The sequence below is a fragment of the Faecalibacterium butyricigenerans genome (assembly GCF_020687345.1).
Taxonomy (GTDB): Bacteria; Bacillota; Clostridia; order Oscillospirales; family Ruminococcaceae; genus Faecalibacterium; species Faecalibacterium butyricigenerans.
The window spans coordinates 139763-163506 of the sequence record NZ_JAJEQL010000002.1 but is presented as its reverse complement, the minus strand read 5'-3'; the positions used below and the strand labels follow the sequence as shown (position 1 = coordinate 163506).

The 23744-nt window shown below is 60.9% G+C and carries 19 protein-coding genes; 6 read left to right on the top strand and 13 right to left on the bottom strand.

Features of this window, described 5'->3' with window-relative positions; translation table 11 throughout:
- The 4 genes from LKD23_RS01740 to LKD23_RS01725 form a co-directional block, all read right to left on the bottom strand.
- Positions 1 to 667: DUF6017 domain-containing protein (locus tag LKD23_RS01740; protein WP_227620077.1), on the bottom strand; the 667-nt coding region annotated here is incomplete at its 3' end.
- 87 nt (positions 668 to 754) lie between these two features.
- Positions 755 to 895: a hypothetical protein gene (locus tag LKD23_RS01735; protein WP_166444378.1), complete on the bottom strand. Its 141-nt coding sequence runs from the start codon at positions 893 to 895 to the stop codon at positions 755 to 757.
- Positions 895 to 2268 (bottom strand): 23S rRNA (uracil(1939)-C(5))-methyltransferase RlmD, encoded by a 1374-nt coding sequence (gene rlmD, locus LKD23_RS01730; RefSeq protein WP_227620076.1) that lies wholly within the window; start codon positions 2266 to 2268, stop codon positions 895 to 897. The genes LKD23_RS01735 and rlmD overlap by 1 nt, the downstream gene beginning before the upstream one ends.
- Positions 2269 to 2282: 14 nt before the next feature.
- Entirely contained in the window at positions 2283 to 3146 is an 864-nt protein-coding gene (locus LKD23_RS01725; protein WP_227620075.1) for an AraC family transcriptional regulator, read from the bottom strand.
- A 203-nt stretch (positions 3147 to 3349) separates the two neighbouring features.
- Between LKD23_RS01725 and LKD23_RS01720 the strand changes: the two genes are divergently transcribed.
- Positions 3350 to 4642 carry a galactokinase gene (locus LKD23_RS01720; RefSeq protein ID WP_227620074.1) on the top strand — a complete coding sequence of 431 codons (1293 nt, stop codon included), beginning with the start codon at positions 3350 to 3352 and terminating at the stop codon, positions 4640 to 4642.
- 70 nt (positions 4643 to 4712) lie between these two features.
- On the opposite strand, the gene LKD23_RS01715 is transcribed toward LKD23_RS01720, so the two are convergent.
- The 8 genes from LKD23_RS01715 to LKD23_RS01680 all read right to left on the bottom strand — a co-directional run bounded on the left by LKD23_RS01715 (position 4713) and on the right by LKD23_RS01680 (position 15188).
- The gene (locus LKD23_RS01715; RefSeq protein WP_227620073.1) at positions 4713 to 5042 is read right to left on the bottom strand and encodes a hypothetical protein; all 330 of its coding nucleotides are present in this window, start codon (positions 5040 to 5042) and stop codon (positions 4713 to 4715) included.
- 44 nt (positions 5043 to 5086) lie between these two features.
- Positions 5087 to 5542: a hypothetical protein gene (locus LKD23_RS01710; protein WP_227620072.1), complete on the bottom strand. Its 456-nt coding sequence runs from the start codon at positions 5540 to 5542 to the stop codon at positions 5087 to 5089.
- A 323-nt stretch (positions 5543 to 5865) separates the two neighbouring features.
- Positions 5866 to 7341, bottom strand: a complete 1476-nt coding sequence (gene malQ, locus LKD23_RS01705) for a 4-alpha-glucanotransferase (RefSeq protein ID WP_227620071.1) — start codon at positions 7339 to 7341, stop codon at positions 5866 to 5868.
- Positions 7342 to 7359: 18 nt separating this feature from the next.
- Complete coding sequence (locus tag LKD23_RS01700; RefSeq protein WP_227620070.1) at positions 7360 to 8202, bottom strand: carbohydrate ABC transporter permease; 843 nt, start codon at positions 8200 to 8202, stop codon at positions 7360 to 7362.
- Positions 8202 to 9053 (bottom strand): carbohydrate ABC transporter permease, encoded by an 852-nt coding sequence (locus LKD23_RS01695; RefSeq protein ID WP_227620069.1) that lies wholly within the window; start codon positions 9051 to 9053, stop codon positions 8202 to 8204. The genes LKD23_RS01700 and LKD23_RS01695 overlap by 1 nt, the downstream gene beginning before the upstream one ends.
- A gap of 83 nt (positions 9054 to 9136) precedes the next feature.
- Positions 9137 to 10474 (bottom strand): ABC transporter substrate-binding protein, encoded by a 1338-nt coding sequence (locus LKD23_RS01690; RefSeq protein WP_227620068.1) that lies wholly within the window; start codon positions 10472 to 10474, stop codon positions 9137 to 9139.
- 67 nt (positions 10475 to 10541) lie between these two features.
- On the bottom strand, positions 10542 to 11549 hold the full coding sequence (locus LKD23_RS01685; protein WP_227620067.1) for a LacI family DNA-binding transcriptional regulator: 1008 nt from the start codon (positions 11547 to 11549) through the stop codon (positions 10542 to 10544).
- 399 nt (positions 11550 to 11948) lie between these two features.
- Positions 11949 to 15188 (bottom strand): ABC transporter ATP-binding protein/permease, encoded by a 3240-nt coding sequence (locus LKD23_RS01680; protein WP_227620066.1) that lies wholly within the window; start codon positions 15186 to 15188, stop codon positions 11949 to 11951.
- 423 nt (positions 15189 to 15611) lie between these two features.
- On the opposite strand from LKD23_RS01680, the gene LKD23_RS01675 reads away from it, so the two are divergent.
- The 5 genes from LKD23_RS01675 to LKD23_RS01655 all read left to right on the top strand — a co-directional run bounded on the left by LKD23_RS01675 (position 15612) and on the right by LKD23_RS01655 (position 22080).
- Positions 15612 to 15929 (top strand): hypothetical protein, encoded by a 318-nt coding sequence (locus LKD23_RS01675; protein WP_227620065.1) that lies wholly within the window; start codon positions 15612 to 15614, stop codon positions 15927 to 15929.
- On the top strand, positions 15919 to 16653 hold the full coding sequence (locus LKD23_RS01670) for a hypothetical protein (protein ID WP_227620064.1): 735 nt from the start codon (positions 15919 to 15921) through the stop codon (positions 16651 to 16653). The genes LKD23_RS01675 and LKD23_RS01670 overlap by 11 nt, the downstream gene beginning before the upstream one ends.
- A gap of 79 nt (positions 16654 to 16732) precedes the next feature.
- Positions 16733 to 17464 carry a sensor histidine kinase gene (locus LKD23_RS12940; RefSeq protein WP_227620063.1) on the top strand — a complete coding sequence of 244 codons (732 nt, stop codon included), beginning with the start codon at positions 16733 to 16735 and terminating at the stop codon, positions 17462 to 17464.
- Positions 17465 to 17821: 357 nt separating this feature from the next.
- Positions 17822 to 20749 (top strand): acyl-CoA dehydratase activase, encoded by a 2928-nt coding sequence (locus LKD23_RS01660; protein ID WP_227620062.1) that lies wholly within the window; start codon positions 17822 to 17824, stop codon positions 20747 to 20749.
- Between the two features lie 17 nt (positions 20750 to 20766).
- Positions 20767 to 22080, top strand: a complete 1314-nt coding sequence (locus LKD23_RS01655) for a 2-hydroxyacyl-CoA dehydratase (protein ID WP_227620061.1) — start codon at positions 20767 to 20769, stop codon at positions 22078 to 22080.
- 80 nt (positions 22081 to 22160) lie between these two features.
- Here LKD23_RS01655 and LKD23_RS01650 read toward each other — a convergent pair whose 3' ends face one another.
- The gene (locus tag LKD23_RS01650) at positions 22161 to 23651 is read right to left on the bottom strand and encodes a DUF1846 domain-containing protein (protein WP_227620060.1); all 1491 of its coding nucleotides are present in this window, start codon (positions 23649 to 23651) and stop codon (positions 22161 to 22163) included.
- Positions 23652 to 23744 lie beyond the last annotated feature (93 nt).

Genomic DNA, 23744 nt, shown 5'->3' with positions numbered 1-23744 from the left:
TGCGGTTGGTGCAGACGGTTTCCAGCAGGATGTCCACGATCTCGTCCAGCTGCTCCCGGTCTATCCGGGGATTCTGGATGAGGGTGTCATACTCGATGTTCTCCAAAATCAGGTCCCGGTAGATTTGATAGGCCGCTTCCTTTCGGCTTCCGGTCCGCTCCGGCGGCGGTGCCGCTGTCTCGTCCTCGTCCAAAGGCAAGGGGTTTGGGGAATGGATAGGAATGGAATCGGTATTTAATCCCTCTTTCTTTTGTTTTTCTGTAATTAGTTTATCTTTATTTAATTGCATTGGATTTTCCAACGTAGGGTTTTCCTGCGTGGGATTCTCCAACATTGGATTTTCCAATGTAGGTGAAACCGATGCAGGAACGGGCTGCGGCAGCTCGAAAATCACATAGTCTGCACCACGCAGCCGCCCTTTCTCGTCCCGTTCTCTGGAACGCCAGATGTAGCCCGCCTGTTCCAGTTCCCGGATGGCCTGCCGTATCGCGTCGATGCTTTCCCGGTTGATACGGGCCAGCCCTTGCAGGGTGTAGTCCCAATCTTCCGGCAGGGAGAGCATTTGGGAGAGTAAGCCTTTGGCTTTCAGGGACAAGGCCCGGTTCCGCAGGTGGTGGTTTGACATGACCGTGTAGCCGCTGTTCTTTTCTACCCGAAAAACTGCCATTTCACGGATGCCTCCTTTCTGTTTTTGGGCAAAGAAAAAGCCGCAGGCTTTTTGTTAAAGTCTGCGGCTATGCCGATTGTTAGATATTCAATTCTTTGTGTTTCCGCACTCCATATCAATTACCACCGAAACGGTGATATGATTTTCAATGCGTTTATTGCGGAGTTTATCGCCCTCGCCATCGAACACAACATGACGAGAAAACAACGTAAAGCGGATGATTTCCACTAGATTCCTCTTTGTAGCGAAACTATCGCTTCCACATGCTTCGTTCGCGGAAACAGATCCACGGGCTGCACCTTCTCGGCGCGATACCCATGCTGTCCGAGCCACGCGGCGTCGCGGGCGGCGGTGGAGGGGTTGCAGCTGACGTAGACCACCCGGCGGGGGGACATCTGGACGACGGCGGAAAGGGTCGTCTCATCGCAGCCCTTGCGGGGCGGGTCGAGCATAATGACGTCAGGCCGCAGGCCCTCAGCGGCGAGGCGGGCAGCGGCCTCGCCGGCATCGGCACAGAAGAAGCGGCTCTTGGCGGCGACGGCATCGCCCATCCGGGCGGCATTGGCCTTGGCACTGTCGATGGCCTCGGGAATGATCTCCACGCCGATCAGCTCTCGGCAATGGTTGGCCATCGAGAGGCCGATGGTGCCCATGCCGCAGTAGAGGTCGAGCAGGACATCGTCCGGCTCAAGCTGGGCGTATTCGGCAGCGATGCCGTAGAGGCGCTCGGCAGCCAGCGTGTTGACCTGATAGAAGGAGAGGGGGCCGAGGCGGACGGGCACGCCGCAGAGGGTGTCCTCGATGCAGCCCGGGCCATAGAGGGTCACGCTCTCCTCGCCGAGGATGACGTTGGTCTTTTTGGCGTTGACATTGATGAGGATGGTGGCAATATCGCGGAACTTTTCCCGGAGCAGAGCTACCAACTCATCGCTGTGGGGGAGCTTCGGGCGGGTGCAGACGAGGCAGACCATGATCTGGCCGCTGTGTGCGCCCCGGCGCAGGAAGATGTGCCGCACGAGGCCCTTGCCTCGCTCTTCGTCATAGGGCTGGATGCCGTGGGCAGCGAAGAAGGCGCAGAGAGTGTTGCCGATGTCGTTCAGGACGCCGGGCTGCAGCTTGCAGTCGGGGCAGGGGACGATGCGGTGGGTGCGCCCGGCGTAAAAACCGATGCAGGGTGCGCCGTCCTTATCGCGGCCCACCGGGAACTGGACTTTGTTGCGGTAGCGGTCTACCTCAGGGGAGGGGAGGGCGTCCAGCACAGGCACATCCAGCCCGCCGATGCGGCGGAAGGCGTCGGCGACGCTCTCCTGCTTGGCACGCAGTTCGGCAGCATAATCCAGATGCCGCAGGCTGCAGCCGCCGCAGGGGCCGGCTACCGCGCAGTCCACCGGGATGCGGTCCGGCGAAGGGGTGAGCAGCTTGTCCAGAATGCCGAAGGCGTACCGGCCGCAGTCCTTGACGATGCGCACCTGCGCCTCGTCGCCGGGGGCAGTGCCCGGGACAAAGACGGCCTCGCCCTCCGACGAGTGGGCCACGCCGCTGCCATCGTTGGAAAGGCGCTCGATGCGCAGGGTGAGAAGCTGATTTTTTTGTAAGGGCATGGATGAATTTCTCCTTATGTCTCGTCAGGGGCGGGCTGGACGTCTGCGTCAGCCTGCGAAGTCATATACTTGCTGGGCGGCACACCCTTGGCGCGCTTGAACACCCGCGAAAAATAGAACTGGTCGAGGAAGCCCACGGACGCCGCCACCTCGGCGATGGACAGGGTGCCGCCCCGCAGCAGCTTGCAGGCCTCGTTGACCCGGTATTCGGTCAGGTAATCAATGGGGCTTTTGCCCACGTTGAGCATGAACACCCGGTAGAGGTGGCTGCGGGAGACACCGACGCTCTTGGCGACGTCGTCGATGGAGATGTCGTGGGAGTAGTTGAACTGGATGTACTTGATGGCGTTCAGGACGTACTGGCTGGAGGAAGAGGTGCTGTGGGGGCGGCTCTCGCTGGTCTCCCGCATCAGGGCGGAGATGAACAGGTAGAGATAGCCCACCATTGCGGCCTCATCCTGCGGCTGCAATCCGCGAGAGGAGTAGATGCTGCTCAGGGCAGTCCGCATCCCCTCAAGGTCCTGCGTGTGGTGGACGGGGGCAGTGTCCGTAAAGGGCAGCTGCGCGGCCAGCTTATGGGCGCAGGCTCCGTTGAAACCGACCCAGCTGTACTCCCAGGGCTGGGTCTCGTCGGCCGTATAGCGGATGAGCTGGCTGGGGCGGGCGAAGAACAGATCGCCCGGCGTCACCTCGTAGGTGCGCCCGCCGACCTCGAATACCCCCTTGCCGGAGACGACCAGATGGATGAGGTAGTGGTCCCGGATGCCGGGTCCCCATGTCTGCCCCGGAGCGCAGCGCTCCAGACCGCAGTTGAAGATGGACAGCTCGATGTTGTTGGTGTAATTCTGTTTGAAGGACTGTTTATAGACGTCTGCCATTGCGGTTCCCTCCTGCCTATTGGCTCTATAGCCAAAGTATACCACATTTGCCCCTGCAAATTCAACAAAAGTACATCTTATTCTTTGGGCTGGACACCAAAAATTACTTTTTTTGCGGGTTGAAATTGCAAAATGGCATCGGATGCATTACAATAGCGGTAACAAACCGAACATCTCAGAGAGCGCAGGGGGAGGGGTTCTGGATGGCAACCAGCAGACAGCTCAGAGACGAGATCGCAGCGGGAAGGCGGGACGCCGCGCTGGCCGCGCTTTACGGCGGCAGCAAGAGCGTGCTTGACCGTCAGCGCAGCCGCTACTGCGCGGCACTCGACCAGTTCGAACTTTACTATGGGCCGGGGCGGCAGGTGCGGGTCTATTCTGCCCCCGGGCGCACCGAGCTGGGCGGCAACCACACCGACCACCAGCACGGCTACGGCCTTGCGGGCGCTGTCACCCTTGACCTCGTGGCGGTGGCGTCCCGGAACGAGGACGGCTTCATCCGGGTCAAGTCCCGGGGCTTCAACAAACTGGACGTCATCGATTTGACCGAGGCCGAGCCGCAGCAGGGCGAGAGCACCCACTCGGCAAGCCTCATCCGGGGCATCGCCGATGGCTTCCGCACCAAGGGGTTCGGCATCGGCGGCTTCGATGCCTACACAGCCAGCGATGTGCTCCGCGGCTCAGGGCTTTCCAGCTCGGCGGCCTTTGAGATGGGGATGGCGGTCATCCTCAACACGGAGTATGGCTGCGGCCTTGATGCCCCGGCGCTGGCCCGGATCTGCCAGTTTGCGGAGAATGCCTATTTCGGAAAGCCCAGCGGCCTGCTGGATCAGCTGACCAGCGCCGTGGGCGGTGTGCTCTTTGCCGATTTAGCCGACCCGGCTGCGCCAAAGATCGAAAAGATCCACGCCGACGGTGTCCTGCCGGAGGGGATGACCCTCTGCGTCACCGACACCCGGGCCAGCCACAGCGAGCTGACCGGCGAGTTCGCGGCCATCCGGAAGGAGATGGAGGCTGTGGCGGCCTGTCTGGGCGGAAAGGTGCTGGGCGAGGTCAGCGAGGCCCGCTTCTGGCAGGAGCTGCCCCGGCTGCGGGCGTGCTGCGGCGACCGCGCCGTGCTGCGGGCCATCCACTATTTTGAGGAGAACGCCCGAACCCTTGCCCAGAGAGAAGCGCTCACGGCGGGGGACTTCGCCGCCTTTGTCCGGCTGGTGGAGGCGAGCGGCCACTCCTCCTTTGAACTCTGTCAGAATGTCTACTGCGCCGCCTCGCCCCAATGTCAGGGCCTGTCGGCGGCGCTGGCCCTCAGCCAGAGCATCCTCGCAGGGAGCGGGGGCGCATGGCGGATGCAGGGCGGCGGCTTTGCCGGGACGATACAGGCCTTTGTGCCGGATGCACTGGTGGAGCGCTACTGTGCCGCAATGGAATCCATATTCGGCCCGGGCTGCTGCTATCTGCTTTGTCTGCGGGAGCAGGGGGCGATGCAGGTCCTGTGAACACAAAGAAAATGCCCTGCGGCATGGTGGAGACCCACCGCCGCAGGGCATCGTTTCGTTTGGGGAAAGCTCACAGGCGCTGGGCTTTCATGTCCTCGTGCAGAGCGTGCATATCATTTCTGTAGTTCTCGATGTCCGTCGCTGCCTTGCTGGGGCCGCCGAACAGGAAGGTGTGGACGTTTACTGCCACATGGAATCCGGCTTTGACCACATTGAACAGCAGCATCGGGATGAACGAAATGGAAAGGGACAGCAGCCCGCCTCTAAAGAAGAAATCATTGAGGCGGAGGTGGTCCGTAAATGAGTCCCAAGCGTCGCGGAAGGCTCCGCCGCCGCCCAGAAGCTCCTTTTCTTCTTCCGTCACAACAGCATAGGAAGAAGGCATCTGGATACGTTTCATACAACGACTCCTTTCTATCGCTCCATCGGGTCAGGCAGAAGCGCTTATGCAGCCGCCAGAACGCCGGCCTGTGCCGCTGCGCGGTTGGCCTTGGTCTGCTCGTAAGCGTTCTTCAGCTCGATGTAGAGGGACTTTGCCGTGTTATAGATCTGGATGCCCTTGAGGACGCCGTACCAGCCTGCGAGACCGCCAACGACCACGGTGCCGACCTTACCGGCCTTGCTCTGGCCGTCCCAGTAATAGGAGACGGACTGGGACAGGGTCAGGCCGTCCTCGTGCATCAGAAGCAGGCCGCCCACGGCCGCCGTAAGGGCAGCCTTGCCCATCAGCTGGGCGAAGTTGACCGTGAAGTTCACAGCGGCAGCGAGAAGGTTCTCGGGGTGAAATTCGATGAGGTAAGAACCGATCTGAAGGGCACCGCCGTCGATGTAGGTCATCTCGTCGGCAGAGATGACGGCATAAGCAGCCGGCATCATCGGACTCTGATATGTAAGTTCCATAGGGGGAATGCTCCTTTCACACATACGCTCCGCCGGAGACGGAGACTAAACTATCTGGATTATAGCATAACTGCCGAAAAACAACAAGAGAGCGCAGAAACAGAATCAGAACGGGATTTGGGACACCAAAGCATAAAAATCAAGTGAAACAGACGGAAAAACGCTAAAATATAAAGAAGATGCCCCGGTAAAGGCTCCGAAAAAATGTTGTGTTAAAATTTCGCTGAAAACACAGAAAACAGCAGCGCCCCATCTGCGTTCCGGTAAGGGAGAGGCAGGCGGGGCGCTGCTGCTATCAGGATGAAGCGGAGAATGGGGAAAGCTCAGAGTTCCTCGCCCGGTACGCGGTGGTACAGCGCGGTCAGCGCGGCGATGTGGGCACTGAGGGCTGGGGTGAGCGGCTGGGTGAGCCGCCACTGCCAGTTCGCACCCTGCGTACTGGGGGTGTTGATGCGGGCCTCGGCGTCCAGATGGAGCCAGTCGGCCAGCGGGATGATGGCCATATCCGACACGCAGGAGAGACAGGCGCAGATCATGGCTTCGGTGAGGTCTTCCGGCGTACAGCGCAGGTAACGGCAGGCGTAGGCCACGTCCTCGGGACTGGCGCTCTGACGCCAGCCCTCGGTGGTCACGTTGTCGTGGGTGCCGGTGTAGACCACGCTGTTGCGGGGGTAGGTGTAGGGCAGATAGTTGCCCGGCTCGCGGCTGTCGAAGGCGAACTGCATGATCTTCATGCCCGGGTAGCCGCTGGCGGCCAGCATGGTCTTGACCTCGGGGGTAAGGTAGCCGAGATCCTCGGCGATGATGCCGCCCTCGCCCAGCGCCTTGTGCATGGCGTCGATGAAGGCCCGGTCAGGCCCCTTCTCCCAGTGGCCGCCCGCAGCGGTCTTGTTCCCGGCGGGGATGGAATAATAGCTCTCAAAGCCCCGGAAATGGTCGATGCGGACGACATCGTAGATGGAGGTGGCGTGCTTGATACGCCGTTTCCACCAGCGGAAGTCCTCGGCCTCATGGCGGGGCCAGTCGTAGAGCGGGTTGCCCCAGAGCTGGCCGTCGGCGGCAAAGGCGTCGGGCGGGCACCCGGCCACATTGGTCAGATGGACGGCTCCATCGGTCTGGAACAATTCCGGACGTGTCCAGAGGTCGCTGGAGTCCGGGCTGACGTAGATGGGGATGTCGCCCACCAGCTGGATGCCGTGGCCGTTGGCGTAGGCCTTGAGGGCATTCCACTGGGTGTAGAAGAAGAACTGCACGGCCTTGTGGTAGTCCACCTCAGCGGCCAGCCGTGCCTTGGCGGCGGCGAGAGCCGCAGGCTCCCGGGTGCGCAGGTCATCGGGCCAATCGGAAAGTCCGGCCTGCTGCTGCTCGGCCTTGACGGCCATGAAGAGGGCATAGTCCTCAAGCCAGTCGCTCTGGGCCTCGCAGAAGGCCTTGTAGGCCGGAGTGGGGGCCGCCAGCAGACGCTCCGCCGCCTTGCGAAGGACGACGGGCCGCTGCTGGTAGAGCGCGCCATAATCGATGCGCTCTGCGGGCTGAGGGGAGGGAAACTCGTCCTCCGTCAGCAGACCATCTGCTGCCAGCAGCCGGTAATCAATGAAGTAGGGGTTGCCTGCAAAGGCAGAGAAGCTCTGGTAGGGGCTGTCCCCGTAGCCTGTGGGGCCGATGGGTAAGATCTGCCAGTAGGTCTGCTTTGCAGCCGCAAGGAAATCGACAAAGGCGAAGGCTTCGCCTCCCAGCGTGCCGATGCCGTAAGGCCCCGGCAGGCTGAAGACGGGCATCAGAATGCCGCTCGCACGCATGGATAGAACCTCCTTGTCTTAGCCCTTGACTGCACCTGCCACGACACCCTCGATGATGTACTTCTGGCAGGTCATGTAAAGGATGATGATGGGGATGATGGCGATGATGATGCAGGCCATCATGGGAGCCAGCTCCACGCGGCCATAGCCGCCGCGGAAGTACTGGATGGCCATGGGGATGGTGCGGTACTTCTTGATGTCCAGCACCAGCGTGGGCAGCAGGTAGTCGTTCCAGACCCACATCGTCTCAAGGATGGCGGTGGAGATCATGGTGGGCTTGAGGATGGGGAAGACGACCTTGAAGAAGATCTGGATGGGGCTGCAGCCGTCGATCATGGCGGCTTCCTCAATCTCCATGGGGACGCTCTTCATGAAGCCGGTGAACATGAAGACGGCCAGACCGGCACCGAAGCCCAGATAGATGATGCAGATGTTCCACGGGGTGTTCAGATTGAGGGTGTCAGCGGTCTTGGAAAGGGTGAACATGACCATCTGGAAGGGGACGACCATCGAGAAGACGATGAGTAGGTTCATGAACTTGCTGAGCTTGTTGTTCACGCGGGTGAGATACCAGCCGGTCATGGAGCAGCACAGCAGGATGAGGGCCACGCTGGACACGGTGATGACGAGGCTGTAGCCGAGGCTGGACAGGAAGCCCATCTTGGTGACGCCGTAGATGTAGTTGGACAGGCCTGCGAAGGTCTCTGCAGTGGGCAGCTTAAAGACCGTGGAGGTGGTGAAGGTGCCCTCCTTCTTCAGGCTGTTCAGCAGGATAAGGACGATGGGGTAGATCCAGAGCAGACACAGTAGGCTCATGATGACGGTGAGGACGTTGTCCCACATTTTTTTCTCTTTCGGCATTACTGCTGCACCTCCTTGGAGCGGGTAAATTTAAGCTGGATGAGCGAGATGACCACGACGACGAGGAAGAACACCACGGCCTTTGCCTGGCCGATGCCCTTCCACTGAGCGCCGGAGCGGCCGTAGAAGGTGTTGTAGATGTTCAGGGCCAGCATCTCACTGGCGTTTGCAGGCTCACCGGCGGTCAGAGCCACGTTCTGGTCGAAGAGCTTGAAGCTGTTGGTCAGGGTAAGGAAGGTGCAGATGGTGACGCTGGGCATGACCATCGGGATCTTGATCTTGAAGAGGATCTCACGGTCGTTGGCACCGTCGATCTTGGCTGCCTCGATGAGGTCGCCGGGGACGCTCTGCAGGCCCGCGACGTAGATGATCATCATGTAGCCGATCTGCTGCCAGCACATCAGGATGACCAGACCCACGAAGCCCGCCTTGGCGTCCAGTGCCAGCAGGGGCTTCTGGAGGTTGGCCAGCACGCCGTTCAGCAGGATCTGCCAGATGTAGCCCAGCAGGATGCCGCCGATGAGGTTCGGCATGAAGTAGACGGTGCGGAAGAGGTTGGTGCCCCGGATGCCCCGGGTGAGCACCAGTGCGATGGCGAATGCGCAGACGTTGATGAGGACGGTGGACACCACGGTGAACGCCGCCGTGAAGCCGAAGGCGTGAAGGAAGGTGGAGTCCGAGAAGACGCTGAGGTAGTTCTGCAAGCCCACGAAGGTGGTCTTGCTGACGGTGGTGAACCGCTGGAAGGACAGGTAGACGCCCCAGATGAAGGGCCAGATGAAGCCGATGATGAACGCCAGCAGGGTGGGCAGGACGAACACCGGCCAGTATTTGCTGATGGCCTTTTGCATGATATACCTCCCGAAAAAGAAGGGGGCGGGCGAACCGATCGCCCGCCCCCGTTAGTCAAACTGTTGCGGAAGAAAGAGAGTGCTTAGCCGTTGGCCAGCTTGTACTCCTTGGCCCAGCCATCCACGAAGGCGGTGACGACAGCATTCCAGTCGCCGGTGCCTGCGGCGTAAGCGGTCAAAGCGGAGCCGACGCCATTCTTCCACTCCTCGGAAGGCATGGTGGAGAAGCACCAGTCCACACTGGTCTTGCCGTCGGCCACATACTGGTTTGCAATGGTGATCAGGGGGTTGGTGGAGTCCTTAGCCTTCTTGAAGGGGATGACGAAGCCCATCTTGTCAGCCATCGCGCTGGTGCCGGCCTCAGAGGTGACACACCAGTACAGGAAGTCCAGAGTGGCCTGAATATCTTCCTCAGAAGAGGTGTTGTTGACACACCAGAAGTTCTCGGAACCGGTGCACAGGCCCTGGTTCTCCTCGCCCTCAACGCCGATGTAGATGGGCAGCATACCGAGGTTGTCGTCGCCCAGATCCTTCACGTCATTGTAAGCCCAGGTGCCGTTCTGATAGAAGACGGCCTTCTTGCCCACGAACTCAGCAACAGCGTCGTTGCCGGTCTTGGAAGCCAGCAGCTTGGGGTCGCAGGTGGAGTCGGTGATGTACAGATCCCAGATCTGCTTGTAGTTGTCGAGGTAGGTGCCCTTAATGGCGTCGGTGGAGCCGATGCCGTCAGCCTTGTACTCGTAGTAGATGGGCAGGTTTGCCAGATGGGTCTTGAAGCGCCAGTCGGAAGAGCCATCCATACCGGCGGAGGTGAATGCACCATCGACGCCCAGCTCAGCCTTGCGGGCCTGAATGTCGTCGGCGACCTTCTTCAGGTCAGCGAAGCCCTTGATGTCGTCCTGCGTGTAACCGGCGGCAGTCAGCAGCTCCTTGTTGTAGATGATGCCGTAGGTCTCGATGACGTAGGCGATGCTGGTGACGGCGTCGCCGTCCTTCAGGGCGAAGGAGTCGCTGGTCAGCTCACCGTACAGCTGGCTGCCGGACAGGTCGTAGCAGTAATCCTTCCAGTTTGCCAGACCCACAGGGCCGTTGACCTGGAACAGGGTAGGAGCTTCGCTCTTCTCCATCTCGCTCATCAGGGTGGTCTCGTACTGGCCGGAAGCTGCGGTCACGACGGTGACAGGCACGCCGGTCTCCTTGGTGTACTCAGCGGCCAGATCCTGCCAATCCTGATCCTGCTCCGGCTTGAAGTTCAGGTAGTAGACCTTACCGGAAGCAGTGGGAGCGGCAGAGGCAGCGGTGGAACTGGCCGTGGAGCCAGCAGTGCTGCTGGAAGAGCCGCCGCAGGCAGCCAGACCGAGGGCAGCAGCAGAGATGCCGGCGGCTTTCAGGAAGTTACGACGAGAGATCATCTTTTTCATAATTGTTCTCCTTCTTCATCATGTGATATATACATTCCGCCCCGCGGCGGAAATGAGACGAAATAACTCAGATGGCCCGGACGCTCTCGCCGAATTGAAGCTCGGGCTGGAGCGTGATCTTCTGGGCCGGGGCACCATGCTCGATCTGCCGCATCAGCAGCTCGATGCTCTGGAGGGCGATCTGCTCGCTGGGCTGGACGATGGTGGTCATCACCGGCACGCAGTAGCGGGACATCGTGATGCCGTCGAAGCCGATGACCGAGACATCTTCCGGCACCCGAAGCCCGGCGCTTACCAGCGCCCGGATGGCACCGAAGGCGATGACGTCGCTCATGGCGAACAGGGCAGTGAACTCGGCCCGGCGGGCCAGCAGACTGTTCATGGCGTGATAGGCTGACTCAAAATCGTAGTTTGACAGGCCATAGAGCCGGTCGTCGAAGGCCAGCCCGGCGTCCTCCATCGCCTCCTGTGCGCCGAGGCGGCGCATCCGGCTGGGGTAGCTGGTGGCCGGGCCGCCCAGCACGGCGATCTTCCGGTGTCCCTGTGCGAGGAGGTGGGAGACGGCCGTGCGGGCCGCAGCCCGGTCGTCCACTCCCACCATCGAGAGGTTCGGGAAGTCCAGCTCGTCGGACACCAGCGTGGCCAGCACCGAGGGCACCGTGATGTTCGAGAAGCCCTGCCGGAAGTTCGCCACACTGCCGCCGAGGAAGATCATCCCCTTCGGCTTGATCTCCCGGAGGATCTTTTCGGCGGCGTCGATCTCGTTGGCGTTCTCGTCCAGATAGGAGACGATGCCGTTGTACCCGTAGAGGGTCGCGGCCCGCTGCAGCTGGACAAGAAAGTCGGAAAAGAAGAGGTTCCGGGTGCCCTTGACCACGAAGACGAGGCTGCGGGACTGCTGGATCTTCAGCTGACGGGCGTTGGTGTTGGGCACGAAGCCCGACTCCCGCATCACCTGAAGCACCTTCTCCTTCGTTTCGGGCCGCACATCGGGCCGGTCATTGATGACCCGGGAGATGGTGCTCACCGAGCAGCCGCTCAACCGTGCGATGTCTTTGATGGTCAGATTCGGCATTCCGGGAGACCCCTCTCTTTTTGTCGAAAACGGTTTTTTCTCTGAAACTGTATGGGAACGATGTCGGGAACGGTTTCAGTGACTATAGTATGGCACATTTTGTGGAATAAATCAATAACTCTGAAACACTTTTGGCAGAAGTGCATAACGAATCAACCCTCTTTTGTGCAGGTTGATCTGCCCGCAAAGCAAAATGGAAACGAATTTCCGGTAATTCCCGGAAACTACCGGAAACTCCCGGAGCGACCGTACCTTTTTGTAACTTTTAAGACCAAAAAATACGTTCTCATGTGGGATGGATACAAGCTAACGGATGTGCACAGAGGGAAAACAGGCAAAAAATCCCGGTATCCCTGCCGCCGGAGCGGAAAGGATACCGGGAATGGAATCTGGGGAGATTTACTCGGAGCGCAGGGCCTTGACGGGGTTGCTCTTGGCTGCGCCGCGGGCCGGGATGATGCCGGCCAGAATGGTCAGCAGGGTGGCCAGCGCCACGAGGAAGAGGGCCGCGTCCACGGGCAGGGCGGCCACGAGGGTCGAGGTGCCCGAGACTTTCTGGATGATGATATTGCCGGGGATGAGGAGGATCTCGCTGAGGACGATGCCCATGATGCCCGAGCAGAGGCCGATGATGAAGGTCTCTGCGTTGAACACCTCGGAGATGTTCCGCTTAGAGGCACCGATGGCCCGGAGGATGCCGATCTCCTTCCGGCGCTCAAGGACGCTGATATAGGTGATGACGCCGATCATGATGGAGGAGACGGCCAGCGAGATGGAGACGAAGGCCACCATCATGCTGCTGATCATGTTCACGATCTCGGTCACACTGGTCATCAGGGTGCCCACGAGGTCGGTGTACTGCACCACTTTTTCGTCCTCGCCCTTCGCGGACATCCCTGCATTGTAGGCGTCCAGCTTTTCCAGAATGACCGCCTTGCTGGCGAAGTCCTTCGGGTAGATCTTGATCTGGCTGGGGGTGTCCTCATCTGCATAGCCGAAGGCCGTCAGGTTAGCTTCGTAGGTGGCCGAGGAGGAGCGGAGGGTGGAGCGCATCAGCTCCGTCAGCTCGGAGGTGGTCATGTTGAGCTGGATGGCTTTCTGGAAGGCCGACGAGTCGATCTTGATGGCACCCTCCATCTGGCTGCTCAGCTTGCCGATGTTCTGCTGGATGGCCGTCTTGAGCTGGGTCTGGATCTGATCCTGGAAGGTGACGATGCCCTTCTGGAGGGCGGCGTCGAGCTGCTCTTTCAGCACAGCGGTGATCTGGTTGGAGTAGGTGTCCATCACGGTCCGGATGGTGGCCTGCAGCGCCTCCGAAAGCTGGCCCTGCAGCTTGTCCGGGTCCACCAGCTCCTTCATGGATTCGGCCAGCAGCTTCTGGAACCGCTCGGTCTTGAGGTAGGCAGAGAAGCTCCAATTCTTGAAGTTGAGGATACCGTTGCCGATGATATATTTTTTGTAGTCCTTAAAGATCTTCTGCACGAGGTCCTGCAGCGCCTCCGGCGAGACGGAAAGGTCAAGCCCGGAGAGGGCTTCGCTGAGGTCGATGTCGGGCAGCTCGTCGATGTTGAGGGAGAAGTCGGAGAAGTCCAGCAGGCTGCTCAGGTCGAAACTGCCGCTGCTGAGGTCGAAAGCCCCGTTCAGGTCGAAATCGAGGGCAGCGGCGTCGAACTGGAATGCATCCTTCAGTGCATTGGTGTCGATGGAGAAGAGGCTTGCGAGGTCGAAGTCGCGGATGCTCTCGGCTCTGCCAAAGCTCTCGCCGGTGAGGACGTTGGTGGTGGGGTCGGCCATCTGCTGCTTCACGATGTCGCTGTCGGCGGCGTCCTCCATGACCTTCTCGGTGAGGGAGGCGGGGTAGGCGATGCCGGAGGTGAGCATAGAGGCCGAGGCGGTGTAGTCCGGCTGGACGATGCCCACGATGGTGATGTCCTCGCCGTTTTCCACCAGCTGCTGCATATACTCCTTGTCGTCGGCCTTGCTCTTCCAGACTTTGTAAGTTTCATCGTAGACATAGGTGTCGGCACTGTTCACCAGCTTGAACTTGAGGCCCAGCAGCTCGTCGTAGCTGTAGGTGCGAAAATCGCTGGGCACATCGACGCTCTGGTTCTGGGCAAACTGCTGGATCATCTTGTCCAGCTCGGCAGAATCCCGCAGGCCCATGGAGTAGAGGGCGTAATCGGTGACGGTGCCGTATTTGCTCAGGACCATGACGCACTCGGTGGGCTTTTCGGGCCAGCGCCCGGCCTTGACCTCATACTGCGAGCGGTAGAGATCGCTGTTGGCGGGCAGCTGGTAAAAGACGCTGGTGTTGCTGCCCACGCTGTTCATGAGGCTGCTGGTGACGGAGGTGGAGCTGGAGCCGGAATTGCCCAGACCCAGCATCGAGAGGGTGGAGTCCGGGTTGACCTGATGCACGCTGCCGTCGGCGTCCTGCCGGTAGATCTGGGGCTGGGCGCTGTAGGAATACTCGATGGAGGTGGCGTCCTCTGCGATGGTGGACTCGTCGCTCTCGAGGTACTTCTTTAGGGAGGTGAGGTCGTTGGAGGTCAGGCCCGATACCATCTTGGTGATGAGCTGGCGCACCGAGACCATCCCCTCTACGCCGCCGGAGGTGTCCTTTTTGCCGTCCTCATCGGTGGGCAGGCCGGTGGCGGTGGTGCCGTCGCTGCTGCCCGAGGACAGAAAGCTCGTGATGTCCACGCCGCTGCTCAGGATCTGGAGCGGGTATTCGCTCAGGGTGGAGCGCTCCATGTCGGCGATGTAGGCGTTGACGCCGGCGGACAGGGAGATGATGAGGGCGATGCCGATGATGCCGATGCTGCCTGCAAAGGCGGTGAGGAGGGTGCGGGCCTTTTTGGTGCGCAGGTTGTTGAAGCTCAGGGCCAGCGAGGTGAGCAGGGACATGGAGGAGCGGCCCATGTTTTTGTGGATGGGCGGGGCAAGCTTGGTGTCGTCCGGCTCGAAGGGGCGGGTGTCGTCGGTGATGAGGCCGTCCCGCAGGCGGACGATGCGGTTGGCGTACTGCTCGGCCAGCTCGGGGTTGTGGGTGACCATGACCACGAGACGGTCTTTGGCGACGTCCTTCAGCAGCTCCATGACCTGAATGCTGGTCTCACTGTCCAGTGCGCCGGTCGGCTCGTCGGCCAGCAGGATGTCGGGGTTGTTGACAAGGGCGCGGGCGATGGCCACGCGCTGCATCTGTCCGCCTGACATCTCGGTGGGGCGCTTGTGGAGCTGGTCGCCCAGACCCACCTGCCGCAGCGCTTCGGCAGCACGGCGGCGGCGCTCGGCCCCCGACACGCCCGAGATGGTCAGGGCCAGCTCGACGTTGGCGAGGACGGTCTGGTGGGGGATGAGGTTGTAGCTCTGGAACACGAAGCCGACGGTGTGGTTGCGGTAGGAGTCCCAGTCCCGGTCGGTGTAGCGGCGGGTGGAGATGCCGTTGATGATAAGTTCGCCGCTGTCGTAGCGGTCAAGGCCGCCGATGATGTTGAGCAGGGTGGTCTTGCCCGAGCCGCTGGGGCCGAGGATGGCGACAAATTCACTGTCGCGGAGGTTGAGGCTGACCCCGTTGAGCGCTGCCTGTGTCAGATCGCCGGTGGTGTATTTCTTTTCGATGTTGATAAGCTGAAGCATTGGCCTGCCTTTCCGGCAGCAGGACGGGGAGCGTCTGCGGCCTATTCCGCCCGGCGTCTGTGGACGGAGCGGGAAAACGTAGTATCTGTATGATTTTATCAGAATAATGTGAACAAAGTATGTCGTAACGGGTGCCAAGTTCTGTGATTTCTGCCGAAGGATGGAAATGCGCCGCGCCCGGAGCAGAAAAGCGTTGAAATGCGGAAAATGAGCCGGAAATCTCTTGGTTTTTGGCCTTGTGGATGGTATCCTTGGTATAGCGTTGAATTTTAAACTTGAATTTCGTCAGGGTTCGACGAAATATGACGCAAAGTAAAAGTTGAATCTCCTTTTTGCCCTTTCTACAATATTATATTAGGAGAATGTGTAAAAATTTGTCCGGCGGAAGAATAGGCCGGGCAGACGGGGCAAGGAGGAAGCAGAATGGAACAAAATGTCCCATTGGTCAGAAGATTTTCGAAGCTGGAGCCATATCAGGAGGCATATACTCTCGTCTGCTCTCTGGAGCCGACAGGGCCGGGCTGCTGGCTGAGCGTGAGCCGGACGATGGCAAGGGACGGCTCGGCGGACGCCGCCCGTGCATGGGTCCCGGCCCCACAGGAAGAATGTGCGCGGCTGCTGCGATTTTTATACGAGAATTCCGTCCAGCCGGAGCTGTGGCGGGATGCCATTTCCAACTGGTATCCACAGACAGCGGCGGCAGAAGTCCTGCGGGAAGGGGGCGCGTCGTGTGAGCTTTGAGGAACAACAGGAAGCTGTCTGGCGCGTCGCTCTGGCCAGCTATGACCCGCGGGAGATGCGGGTCTGGATGCGCTATCTCGAGGAGTGCAACCCGGCCATCCGCTGCACCGGCTACCGCACCAGCCAGACGCTGCTGCGTCGGCTCGAGCAGGGCGATGTGGATGTTCTTGTGCTGGGCGGCAGGCTCGAGGATGTGGACAGCATCCAGTTCCTGCCCCGGCTGCGGGGTCTGGCCCGCAAGCCTCTGGTGCTTCTGCGGGACGACGGACGGAATGAGAAGGCCGCCGTGGAGAGCCTGAGTCAGGAGGATGCATGTTACCTCATCCGTCAGGCCACACTGGAGGATATGCTGCGGGAGCTGCGTGCCCCGGCCCACAGCCCGGCGGAAAGTCTGGAAAAGCGCTGCGAGCGCATCTACCGCAGCTGGGGTCTGAACACCAGCGACGCCAACAAGCGCTACCTGACCGGTGCCGTCCGGGTGATGATGGCTTCCGACCATCGTCTGGCCATCCGTAAGGAGATCCTCGGGGCGGTGGCGCAGGAGCATCACCTGACCATCGCGGCGGTGGACAGTGCGCTCCGGCGGCTGCTGGATACGCTGGACGCGACCGGCACGCAGGCATGGCTGGATTTTCGGAAAGAGTATGGCCTGGAGCGCAAGCGGGTGACCATCGGCCGCCTGATCTATGCGCTGGAAAGTAAACTGAGTCAGCAGGAAGGCTGACCACACGACGCGGAGGTAGAGCAGAATGCGCAGGCGAAACGATGGAGCAGGCAGCTCCCCCCAAGGGGAGTTTGAGGATGTGTGCTTTCATGCCCTCGGCATCATCGACCAGAACCGGGAATATCTTCAGATGCATCTGCTGGCGTCGGCCGACCTGCCCACCCGGCAGGCGCTTTCGGACATCCAGATAGAGTCTGCCCGGGTGAGCCGCACCGTACACAACGCCATGCTGCTCTATCGGCTGGAAAATGGAGAGCCGTGCGAACTGCAGCCCTTCGATGTGAGCGAGTTGCTGGAAAAGGCAGAACGGATGGCCCCGGACATCGAGAAGTCCTTGGAGATCCAGCTCATGACCGAGCGGGAGGGCGTCGGGCGCTGCGTCGTCATGGGAGCACCCGACGAGGCAGAGCAGCTGCTGCTCCACCTCATCTCCAACGCCCTGTGCGCCTGCGACCCGGGCGGAAGGGTCTGGGTGAGCCTGAAGCAGAGAAAGACCGGTGCTGTGCTCCGGGTGGAGGATGACGGCTGCGGCCTGATGGAAGAAGACCCCATCGAGAACAACCGGCGCTTCCTCAGCGGCGCAAAGCTGGGCCTGCGTATTTGCAGGCTCATCTGCCGCCGCGCCGGCTGGAAGCTGACCCTGACCGCCCGCCCCGGCGGCGGCACCCGGGCGCAGGTGGCTTTTCCGCTGGCCTCCGGCGAGGCCATCCCGCCGGAGCTGGTGCTGCACTCCGGTGAGGGAGAGGCCATCCGGGCGGCGCGATTCGCCAGCCGGGCAGCGCAGGAGATCCTCCTGCTGCGGAGATACTGAACGAAAAAAGGCATCTGTACTGCTGCCGGTAGGGCAGAGGACAGATGCCTTTTGCGTTGTGCGGGAGAGTGGGAGGGGAGCGCTGCAAAATTGACGGACGGTAAAGAATCTTAGCAGAAACGGCGAAAAATCCCCAGAAAAGTTTGCAGATTTAACAAAATGTTTAACTTTAGAAGAAGAATTTACTGTTTTTAAGGTGTAAAATAATCCCGAATGATTGATTGTCGGACGGATTTGGACTATAATATCTGTGTATGCGGGTCAAGTATTTGATTCGTTAGCAAACAACTTCTGCCCGGGCAGGAACGCTTTGCGCGCAGAGGGAGAGTGCATTGTCCTTCAGGAGGAAAAACAACTGTGAGAGTAGGTCTTGACATCGGCAGCACTACCATCAAGTGCGTGGTGCTGGATGAAAACGATACCCTTTTATATTCGACATATGAGCGCCACTACAGCCATATTCTGGAGAAGGCGCAGGAGCTGCTGCGCCGCATCGACGCAGAGCAGCTGCACGGCCAGAAAGCGCTGCTCAGCATCTCCGGCTCGGCAGGCATGGGTCTGGCCGACAGCTGCGGCGTGCCTTTCGTGCAGGAGGTGTTCTCCACCCGCGTGGCGGTCAAAAAGTTCGTCCCGGCGACGGACTGCGTCATCGAGCTGGGCGGTGAGGATGCGAAGATCCTGTTCCTGACCAACGGCACCGAAGTCCGGATGAACGGCAGCTGTGCCGGCGGTACGGGCGCTTTTATCGACCAGATGGCGACCCTGCTCAAGATGAGCGCAGATGAGATGAACAAGGCGGCGGAACAGGCCACCCGTACATACACCATCGCCTCCCGCTGCGGCGTCTTTGCCAAGAGCGACGTGCAGCCCCTCATCAATCAGGGCGCGAGGACCGAGGACGTCGCCGCCAGCATCTACAAGGCCGTGGTCAACCAGACCATCGCCGGTCTGGCGCAGGGCCGACCCATTCAGGGCAACATCCTCTATCTGGGCGGGCCGCTGACTTTCAGCACCGTGCTGCGCAAGAGCTTCGATGAGGCGCTGGGCGTCACCGGCACCTGCCCCGAGCATAGCCTGCTCTATGTCGCGCTGGGCGCTGCCCTCTACGCCGACAAGGAGTTCGTCCTGTCAGACGTGGCCGCCGCGCTGGACGAGTACGCCGCTACGGCCACCTATGCCAGCGAGCCGCCGCTGTTCGCCAGCAAGGAGGAGTATGAGGCTTTCCACGCCCGCCATATGTCCCACAGCGTGCCCCGGGTGGCATTCAGCGCCCAGTGCGGCCCGGTGCACATCGGCATCGACTCCGGCTCGACGACCGTCAAGCTGGTGGTCGTGGACGAGCAGAGTCAGATCCTCTACACCAACTATCAGCCCAACCTCGGCAACCCGCTGCCCCTCATCCGGGAGCAGCTGCTGAAGCTCTATAAAGAGCACCCCGGCCTCAAGGTGGCCAGCGTGACCACCACCGGCTACGGCGAAGAGCTGGTGAAAAACGCATTCCGCTGCGACTTCGGCCTCGTGGAGACGGTGGCCCACTTCACGGCGGCGAAATACTTCATGCCGGACGTGGACTTCATCATCGACATCGGCGGTCAGGACATGAAGTGCTTCAAGATCGAGGACGGTGCCATCAGCAACATCTTCCTGAACGAGGCGTGCTCCTCCGGCTGCGGCAGCTTTTTGCAGACCTTTGCGCAGGCGCTGGGCTACGACGTCAAGGAGTTTGCGGCCCTCGGCCTTTTTGCTGACCGTCCTGTGGATCTCGGCAGCCGCTGCACCGTGTTCATGAACAGCTCGGTCAAGCAGGCCCAGAAGGATGGCGCATCCATCGAGAACATCTCGGCGGGCCTGTCCATCAGCGTCGTCAAGAATGCGCTGTATAAGGTCATCCGCGCCTCCAGCCCCGAGGAGCTGGGCCGGAAGATCGTCGTGCAGGGCGGCACCTTCTACAACGAGGCCGTCCTCCGCGCCTTCGAAAAGGAGATGGGCGTCGAGGTCATCCGCCCCGACATCGCCGGCCTGATGGGCGCTTACGGCGCAGCCCTCTTCGGCCTGCGCCAGTGCCGCAAGAACGGCCAGACCGCCTCCGCCATGATGAGTGAGGAGGAGCTGGAACGCTTCGACCAGAAGGTGGTCAGCGTCAAGTGCGGCGGCTGCGGCAACCACTGCCAGCTCACCGTCAACACCTTCGCCGACGGCCGCAAGTTCATCTCCGGCAACCGCTGCGATAAGCCCGTCACCGGCAAGAGCGAGGACAACAGCCTCAACCTCTACGCCTACAAGCAGCAGCTTCTGGCAGGCTATAAGCCTGTGCCCGGTAAGCGCGGCTCCATCGGCATCCCGCTCTGCCTGAATATGTACGAGCTGCTGCCCTTCTGGCACGCTTTCTGGACAAAGCTGGGCTTTGCCGTCCACACCAGCCCGGTGTCCAGCCGCGGCCTCTATCTGGCCGGTCAGGCCACCATCCCCAGTGACACCGCCTGTTTCCCGGCCAAGCTCAGCCACGGCCACATCAAGGCCCTGACCCAGATGCATCTGGATGCCATCTTCTACCCCTGCCTGACCTACAACATCGACGAGGGGCTGGGCGACAACCACTACAACTGCCCCGTCGTGGCCTACTACCCCGAGGTGCTGGCCGGGAACTGCCCCGAGCTGGAGGGCCAGAAGTTCATCTACGACTACGTCGGCATCCACCGTCCGAAGGACTTCGTCCATAAGATGGCGAAGGAGATCCTGCCCAAGTATTTCGGCGGCATCTCCGAGAAGGAGGTGCAGGAGGCTGCCAACGCCGCCTATGCCGAGTACGAGGCCCATATGGCACAGATCCGGGTCAAGGGCAGCGAGATCATCGACGAAGCCCGCCGTCAGGGCAGGCGCATCATCGTGCTGGCCGGGCGTCCCTACCATGTGGACCCGGAGGTCAACCACGGCATCGACCACCTCATCACCCGCCACGGCGCGGCGGTCGTCACCGAGGACAGCATCTCCAACCGGGTGGAGAAGTTCCCCACCAGCGTGCTGAACCAGTGGACCTACCACAGCCGCCTCTATGCCGCCGCCAAGTACTGCACCACCCAGAAGGATATGGATCTTGTGCAGCTGGTGTCCTTCGGCTGCGGCGTGGACGCCATCACCACCGATGAGACCCGCGAGATCTTACAGGAGGGCGGCAAGCTCTACACCCAGCTCAAGATCGATGAGATCACCAATCTGGGCGCGGTCAATATCCGCCTGCGCAGCCTGTTCGCCGCGCTGGACGAGCGGGACGAAGATAAGAAGTAACCTCATAGGAGGAACCTATGGAATACAATTACCCTAAATTCACCCCGGAGATGAAGAAGACCCACACCATCCTCATCCCCAACATGGCCATTACCCAGTTCCGTCTGCTGGGATATGCCCTGCGCTACGACGGCTACAAGTGCGAGATACTGGGCAACTGCGGCAGCGCTGTGGCGCAGCTGGGCCTGAAGTACGTCCACAACGACACCTGCTATCCGGCGCTGCTGGTCATCGGCCAGTTCCTTGATGCGCTGAACAGCGGCAAATATGACCTCGAGCATACGGCCCTGCTCATCACCCAGACGGGCGGCGGCTGCCGTGCCTCCAACTACATCCATCTGCTCCGCAAGGCGCTGGTCAAGGCAGGCTACCCCAATATCCCGGTGGCCAGCCTCAACTTCTCGGGCCTCGAGAAGGACAGCGGCTTCCAGATGACCCTGCCGCTGGCCCGCCGTGCCATCGCCAGCGTCTTCTACGGCGATATGCTCTGCGCCCTCCGCAATCAGGTGGCCCCCTACGAGAACGAGAAGGGCGCTGCCGACAGGATGGTAGACCTCTGGGTGGAGCGTCTGGGCCGGGTGCTGCTGGCGGGCAAGGGCTTCACCTCCCGCGAGATGAAGCACACCTTCCCCCTCATCGCCAAGGACTTCGCCTCCATCCCCGTCACCCGCGTGCCGAAGGTCAAGGTGGGCGTCGTGGGCGAGATCTACGTCAAGTACAGCCCGCTGGGCAACAACGATCTGCAAAAGTTCCTCGAAAGTCAGGACTGTGAGGTCAACTTCCCGGGCCTGATGGGCTTTGTGCAGTACTGCATCTTCAACATGGGCGAGGATCACGTCCTCTACGGCGGCAAGCTGGCCATGAAGATGGGCACTGACCAGTTGCTCAACTGGCTGGACAGCGTGGAGCGCTCCATGCTCAAAGCGGAATCGGAGGCCGGATTCTACGCCCCCGGACCCTTCAAGGAGCTGGTGGAAAAGCCCGAGGGGGTCATCTCTCTGGGCGCGAAGATGGGCGAGGGCTGGCTGCTGACCGCCGAGATGATCGAGCTGGTGCAGGGCGGCTACGGCAATATCGTCTGCGCCCAGCCCTTCGGCTGCCTGCCGAACCACATCGTGGGCAAGGGCATGGTGAATAAGATCCGCGCCCTGTACCCCAGCGCCAACATCACCCCCATCGACTACGACCCCAGCGCCACCAAGGTCAATCAGGAGAACCGCATCAAGCTGATGCTGGCGGTGGCAAAGGAGCGTCTGAACGCCCCCGCTGCGCCGAAGCCTCTGACGGCTGAGGAGATCGCGGGCGGTGCGCCCAGCCTCTCCCACGTCTGAGAGGCGTCCCAAGCAAAAGAAAGAGCCGCTCTGTACTGCGAAAAACGGTACAGAGCGGCTTTTGTCATGCGCAGAGGCGCTTACAGCTTGTGGTACTTGCGGTCCTCCTGCTCATAGGCAGGCTCGCAGGTGAGGTACATCCCCAGACGCTTGAGGGTGTCGGTGTCCACGCTGGACAGGATGACGGTGGAGTGCATATCGCAGCCCTTGAGCTTGGAGAGCTGCCGCAGCGCGATGGCGGCAGTCTCATTCTCGGCGGCAGAGCTGGACAGCGCGATGAGGATCTCATCGGTGTGCAGGCGGGGGTTGCGGCTGCCGAGGTAGTTGGTCTTGAGGGTCTGGATCGGCTCGATGGCGCGGGCGGAGACGAGGTCGATCTCCTGATCGATGCCGGCCAGCTTCTTGAGGGCGTTCAGGAGGGCAGAGGAGGCCGCGCCCAGCAGGGGGCCGGTCTTGCCGGTGACGACAGTGCCGTCCGGCAGCTCGATGGCGGCGGCGGGCGCGCCGTCGGTGCGCTCGGCCACGGCATGGGCCTGCTTCTCCACCGGGCGCTCGCCGACGGCCAGACCGGCCTGATTCAGCAGCAGCTCCAGCTTGAACAGCTCGCCGTCCACGTTCTTGCCGGTCTTCTGGTCGCAGAGGGTCTTGAAGTAGCGGCGGATGATCTCGTTGCGGGATGCCTCGCGGCAGACCTCGTCGTCCACGATGCAGTTGCCTGCCATGTTCACGCCCATGTCGGTGGGGGACTTGTAGGGGCTTTTGCCTGCGATCAGCTCGAACATCGCATTGACCACCGGGAAGATCTCGATGTCGCGGTTGTAGTTGACGGTGGTGACGCCGTAGGCCTCCAGATGGAAGGGGTCGATCATGTTCACGTCGTTCAGGTCGGCGGTGGCGGCCTCATAGGCGAGGTTGACCGGGTGCTTGAGGGGCAGGTTCCAGATGGGGAAGGTCTCGAACTTGGCGTAGCCCGCCTTGATGCCCCGCTTGTGCTCATGGTAGAGCTGGGACAGGCAGGTGGCCATCTTGCCGCTGCCGGGGCCGGGGGCCGTGATGACGACGAGGGGACGCTGGGTCTCGATGTAGTCGTTCTTGCCGTAGCCCTCGTCGCTGACGATGCGGGCCACATCGTTGGGGTAGCCCGGGATCTTGTAGTGGCGGAAGGTGCGCACACCCACGCTGTTCAGCTTGTGCTCAAAGGCTTCGACTTCGGGGGCGGCGGTGTACATGGTCACGCAGACGCTGCCCACGAACAGGCCCATGCCCTGAAAAGCGTCGATGAGGCGGAGGACGTCGAGGTCGTAGGTGATGCCGTAGTCGCCGCGCACCTTGCTGCTGATGATGTCCTGTGCGCTGATGACGATGACGATCTCGGCCTGCTCCTTGAGCTGCAGCAGCATCTGCAGCTTAGAGTCCGGCTCAAAGCCCGGCAGCACGCGGGAGGCGTGGTAGTCGTCGAACAGCTTGCCGCCAAACTCGAGGTAGAGCTTGTTGTCGAACTGTGCGATGCGCTCCCGGATGTGCTGGGACTGCATCTGAAGATATTTCGCGTTGTCAAAGCCTATTTTCATGGAATGCTCCTCTTCCTGTTTTTACAACTTCAACTCCGGCACCCCGGTGGTGCGGCAGGCCGGAGAGTCACACAAACACTTTATAGTATAGCA

What these genes read in the sequence shown, in the direction of transcription:
- LKD23_RS01720 (WP_227620074.1), top strand. Translation starts at nt 3,350, where the DNA reads ATGGCAACCAGCAGACAGCTCAGAGACGAGATCGCAGCGGGAAGGCGG.
- LKD23_RS01715 (WP_227620073.1), bottom strand. Translation starts at nt 5,042, where the DNA reads ATGAAACGTATCCAGATGCCTTCTTCCTATGCTGTTGTGACGGAAGAA.
- LKD23_RS01650 (WP_227620060.1), bottom strand. Translation starts at nt 23,651, where the DNA reads ATGAAAATAGGCTTTGACAACGCGAAATATCTTCAGATGCAGTCCCAG.
- LKD23_RS01680 (WP_227620066.1), bottom strand. Translation starts at nt 15,188, where the DNA reads ATGCTTCAGCTTATCAACATCGAAAAGAAATACACCACCGGCGATCTG.
- LKD23_RS01675 (WP_227620065.1), top strand. Translation starts at nt 15,612, where the DNA reads ATGGAACAAAATGTCCCATTGGTCAGAAGATTTTCGAAGCTGGAGCCA.
- rlmD (WP_227620076.1), bottom strand. Translation starts at nt 2,268, where the DNA reads ATGCCCTTACAAAAAAATCAGCTTCTCACCCTGCGCATCGAGCGCCTT.
- LKD23_RS01690 (WP_227620068.1), bottom strand. Translation starts at nt 10,474, where the DNA reads ATGAAAAAGATGATCTCTCGTCGTAACTTCCTGAAAGCCGCCGGCATC.
- LKD23_RS01685 (WP_227620067.1), bottom strand. Translation starts at nt 11,549, where the DNA reads ATGCCGAATCTGACCATCAAAGACATCGCACGGTTGAGCGGCTGCTCG.
- LKD23_RS01710 (WP_227620072.1), bottom strand. Translation starts at nt 5,542, where the DNA reads ATGGAACTTACATATCAGAGTCCGATGATGCCGGCTGCTTATGCCGTC.
- LKD23_RS01700 (WP_227620070.1), bottom strand. Translation starts at nt 8,202, where the DNA reads ATGCCGAAAGAGAAAAAAATGTGGGACAACGTCCTCACCGTCATCATG.
- malQ (WP_227620071.1), bottom strand. Translation starts at nt 7,341, where the DNA reads ATGCGTGCGAGCGGCATTCTGATGCCCGTCTTCAGCCTGCCGGGGCCT.
- LKD23_RS01695 (WP_227620069.1), bottom strand. Translation starts at nt 9,053, where the DNA reads ATGCAAAAGGCCATCAGCAAATACTGGCCGGTGTTCGTCCTGCCCACC.
- LKD23_RS01655 (WP_227620061.1), top strand. Translation starts at nt 20,767, where the DNA reads ATGGAATACAATTACCCTAAATTCACCCCGGAGATGAAGAAGACCCAC.
- LKD23_RS01725 (WP_227620075.1), bottom strand. Translation starts at nt 3,146, where the DNA reads ATGGCAGACGTCTATAAACAGTCCTTCAAACAGAATTACACCAACAAC.